Annotated in this window: 4 protein-coding genes; 2 read left to right on the forward strand and 2 right to left on the reverse strand. The window is 58.9% G+C overall.

The annotated features are described in order from the left end of the window. Positions 1 to 53: 53 nt before the first annotated feature. Together NW857_RS03290 and coaBC are read right to left on the reverse strand one after the other, a co-directional pair. Entirely contained in the window at positions 54 to 824 is a 771-nt protein-coding gene (locus NW857_RS03290; RefSeq protein WP_414333360.1) for a hypothetical protein, read from the reverse strand. Between the two features lie 119 nt (positions 825 to 943). After that, the gene (coaBC, locus tag NW857_RS03295) at positions 944 to 2,173 is read right to left on the reverse strand and encodes a bifunctional phosphopantothenoylcysteine decarboxylase/phosphopantothenate--cysteine ligase CoaBC (protein ID WP_414367943.1); all 1,230 of its coding nucleotides are present in this window, start codon (positions 2,171 to 2,173) and stop codon (positions 944 to 946) included. A 332-nt stretch (positions 2,174 to 2,505) separates the two neighbouring features. On the opposite strand from coaBC, the gene NW857_RS03300 reads away from it, so the two are divergent. Both NW857_RS03300 and NW857_RS03305 read left to right on the forward strand, forming a co-directional pair. Beyond that, positions 2,506 to 2,874, forward strand: a complete 369-nt coding sequence (locus NW857_RS03300; protein ID WP_011432615.1) for an AbrB family transcriptional regulator — start codon at positions 2,506 to 2,508, stop codon at positions 2,872 to 2,874. A gap of 430 nt (positions 2,875 to 3,304) precedes the next feature. Then, positions 3,305 to 3,720, forward strand: a 416-nt coding sequence (locus NW857_RS03305) for an Ig-like domain-containing protein (protein ID WP_414367931.1), incomplete at its 3' end; no start/stop codon positions are given.

A 3,720-nucleotide genomic window follows, 5' to 3' on the forward strand; every position in this document is an offset into this window, starting at 1 on the left:
GCCATCTCCAAGAGTCTAACGGCTGCGAGGGGCAGTTGGATAGGTGCGTCTGGCTAGAGGGAGATAACCCGGTTGCGCTGCAACTGCCGGGCGATCTCGGCTCCCAATTGATCCGACAGGCGCTGCGGATCGGCAATTTTCAAAAAACTGCTGCCCTCCACCTCGAAAGGAAAGGATCCCTCGATGTCGTCGCGGGGCAGTTGTACCAGCAGCAATTGCTCGGGGCGCTTCGCTTGCAGGGCATAGCCCAACTCCAAACAGACCTGGGGACTGGGCAGAGGCCGTCCTCGGCCATTCACCTGCACCGGGGTGACATCGGCCACCACCAGCAGCGCGTGCTTGAGCTTGCGAATCAGGGCCGCGTCGATTAGAGGTGTCTCGCTTTCGCTGGGCAGGGATCCCTGCAGTTGCAGCGGAAGAACCGGTTGGTGATGGCGGTTAATGGTCTCCACCACCGCCTGCAACGCCTGGTGCAGCGTGGCGCTGGAGTCGGGGTAATCCGCTTGGCCACAAAAGTAGATGACCGGCTCCGTCATGTTCAGGGTGGCCCGCTTATTAAAGTAGATCTCGCGGCTGATCAAATCGAGGTTGGAGATGCTGTAGGCGCCGCTGCCCTCGATGTAAAACTCCACCAGCTCCCCTTCCAAGTAGCGCTGCCACCAGACAGAAGCCTTCACCTGCTCCACATCGTCGAGGAAATCGGCTCGCATCGCCGTTTTCAAGAGGCCGGTACGGCTTAGGCGCAGATCGGGAGCCCTCTGTTGAACTTGGGAGGCAGACAACACCGAATCCAAATACCAGGCTTTCAAAACGATGATCGCCATCGGATCCCTCTGCGCTTAGCCTCAAAGGTACCTGATTTTGGCCTGATTTTGGTCCGATCGCCGGGAGAACCGTTACCCTCGCAGCCGAGATACGAAGCCAAAGCAGTGAGGCCTCGGGGTCAGCTCGGCTCCAGCTGCAGGGCCAGATCCAGCAGCCGGTGGGCCAGGGTGGCCTTGGTTGTCCAAGGCAGCCGTTCTGGGCTGCCCTGCCGCGGGATCCAGTAGCCTTGGTTGTGGCTGCTGCCAAAGCCGCTCTCCGGCTGGTCGATGGGATTGGCCACAATGGCGTCCAGCCCTTTCTGCTGCAGCTTCTCCTTGGCTGAGGGGAGGGGATCCCCGCTCTGGGCGGCAAAGCCGATAAGAAGCTGACCGGGACGTCGGTGGCGGGCCAGGGCTGCCACCAGGTCAGGGACAGGCTCCAAGGGCAGCATGGGGGGCAGATCGCCTTTTGGCAGTTTCCCCGCGTAAACCTGGACGGGGCGCACATCCCCCACAGCGGCAGCCATCCACAAAAGATCCACCTGGGGAAACTCCGCCTGCAAAACCTGCTCCAGTTGGCCTGCCGTCTCCACCGGCATGGCCCGAATGGCGAAGGGTGCTGGATCAAAGGGGATCCCCAGCGGCCCATGCACCAGCGTGACTTCGGCCCCCCGACAGGCGGCTGCCACCGCCAGCGCCACCCCCATCCGCCCACTGGCAGGGTTGCCGATAAAGCGCACCGCGTCGATGGGCTCGCGGGTGCCTCCTGCCGTCACCAACACCCGCTTCCCTTGCCAGTCTTTTTTCCCCCCTGTCCAGAGCAGAGCCCGCACATACTCCTGCAGCGCCTCTGGCTCCAACATACGCCCTTCCCCCACCGCATCACAGGCCAGGCGGCCCCTGGCAGTGGGCAAGGCCCAGAAGCGGGGATCCCGTTGCAGCCGCTGCCAATTCTCGGCCACCGCTTCAGCCTTCCACATGTGGGTATTCATGGCCGGCGCCAGGGCCACCGGACAGTGGCAAGCCAAAACCACATTGGTGAGCAAATTGTCCGCCAGCCCCTGGGCCACCTTGCCCAAGGTGTTGGCCGAAAGCGGCGCAATCAGAAGAGCCTCGGCCCATTCCCCCAGCTCGATGTGCAGCGGCCGTCCCCGCGTGGCTTGCCAAAACTCGGCATCCGTGAAAGCTGGCTGGCGAGACACGGTGGCAAATGTCAGCGGGGAGATAAACTGTTCTGCAGCTTTCGTCAAAACCACCCTCACCTCTGCCCCCTGCTGGGCCAGAGCAGATACCAAAACCGCCGTTTTGTAGGCAGCAATCCCCCCGCTCACCCCAACCAGAAGACGCCGTCCCGACCAAAAGAGATCCATATCGAGTGACACTCAAACAGCCTTGTTTCCAGTTTCCCTGCTTTTGCTCAACTCCGGTGCCGCAGCGGGGATCCAGCGTCTAGAGACACTCAAAGACACTTTTATATGCCCTTGGCCCTGAGGGCCTGTCCCTTCCGCGAAAGTCTCCCCCACAGGTTCTGGCCTCTAGAGAAAATTCTCCACTACTGTTTTGCGCAATCACCCTTCAATCCCATTGCAGCCGCCGAACCTATTCTCTCTAATAGGAAGGTAAAGAGGAATTGGAGGAACCTCTATTGCAATCGCTGTTTGTTTCTGGCTACACTAACTGTTGTCCTTAAAACCACCTTGATATGGCTACAACCAGTAAACCAAAACCACTCACTGGCCAAGAGCTCCTCGACAAAGTAACTTCAATGGGAAATGCGGATCGCAAGGAAAAAGCTCGCGCCTGTGGCTATGTCACCTACACCAAGAATGGTCAGGAGCGAGTGAATCTGATGCAGTTTAACAATGCCCTGCTGAAGGCTGTTGGCGTGGATCTCGGTGCCAGTGACGAAAATGGATCTCGTGGCCGCGCTCCTACCTTCCGGGTTTCGGTTCATAAGAATGGCAATCTCCTAATTGGAGCTGCCTACACCAAGAAGATGGGCCTCAAGCCCGGAGATGAGTTCGAGATCAAGTTGGGCCACCACAACATCAAGCTGGAGCGCGTCAACTGATTGGCTGTCTCCCTGTACTGCTTCTCCCTGCTGGTGATCTCCTATCAGCTTGGGTGAAGCCCTCAATATGATTTTCAGCCTTTGGGAGCAGCAGCCTCTTCTTTTTGCTCCGGCGTTCATTGTTCGTCTACTCTACCAGACAAGGGATCCTCATGATCCGCTGGGGATCCCTGACGATCTGTATCTCATCAACGGCTGAAGCATGGATTAAGTTCGCTATTCTGACAACAGTAGAATTGGGTCTGCGGCAATGAACACTCCGACCGTACAGAATATCTTTCGCCACTGGGGACGGTGGCGAACTTGGGCGGGGCTGTTGTTGTTGGCAGCAATGTTCTTTATCAGCGGGTCTCATCCGTGGGTTTGGTCCCAGTCGAATGCGTCTTTACAGTGGGTCTCTTCTCAACCTGCCCCTGAACAGCAGGATGTTTTGATAGATGGAGTCATTCGGCTGCAATTCGATCGACCGCTGGATCCCAATCTACAACGGCTGGCGGTTCAGTTGGAGCCGCCGGCAGCGGTCATTTTCGACGTGCAGGGAGACGAGTTGTTGCTTAAGCCTCGAGATCCCTTGCGCTTCAGCACCGACTACACCCTTACGATTGCCCCCCAAGAGGGGCTGCCGCTGGAGCAGGCCATCCAACTGCGCTTTCGCACCGAGCCGCAGTTTACCTACGAGCGGGACATCAAACCGCTGCTGGAGGCCAGTTGTGTCGGCTGTCACCAGCCGGCGGGGCGACAGCGCACCCAGTTGCTGGATAGCTACGAGGCGGTTCTGGCCTACGTCAAGCCAGGGGATCCCAAGAGCGAGTTGATCGATCCCCGCTGGACGCGCCGCCACGCCAC

The organism is Synechococcus sp. H55.9 (assembly GCF_047462355.1).
GTDB lineage: Bacteria > Cyanobacteriota > Cyanobacteriia > Thermostichales > Thermostichaceae > Thermostichus.

Bases quoted from the DNA above. Each gene is read 5' to 3' on its own strand.
- NW857_RS03290 (WP_414333360.1), bottom strand. From the start codon at position 824: ATGGCGATCATCGTTTTGAAAGCCTGGTATTTGGATTCGGTGTTGTCT.
- coaBC (WP_414367943.1), bottom strand. From the start codon at position 2,173: ATGGATCTCTTTTGGTCGGGACGGCGTCTTCTGGTTGGGGTGAGCGGG.
- NW857_RS03300 (WP_011432615.1), top strand. From the start codon at position 2,506: ATGGCTACAACCAGTAAACCAAAACCACTCACTGGCCAAGAGCTCCTC.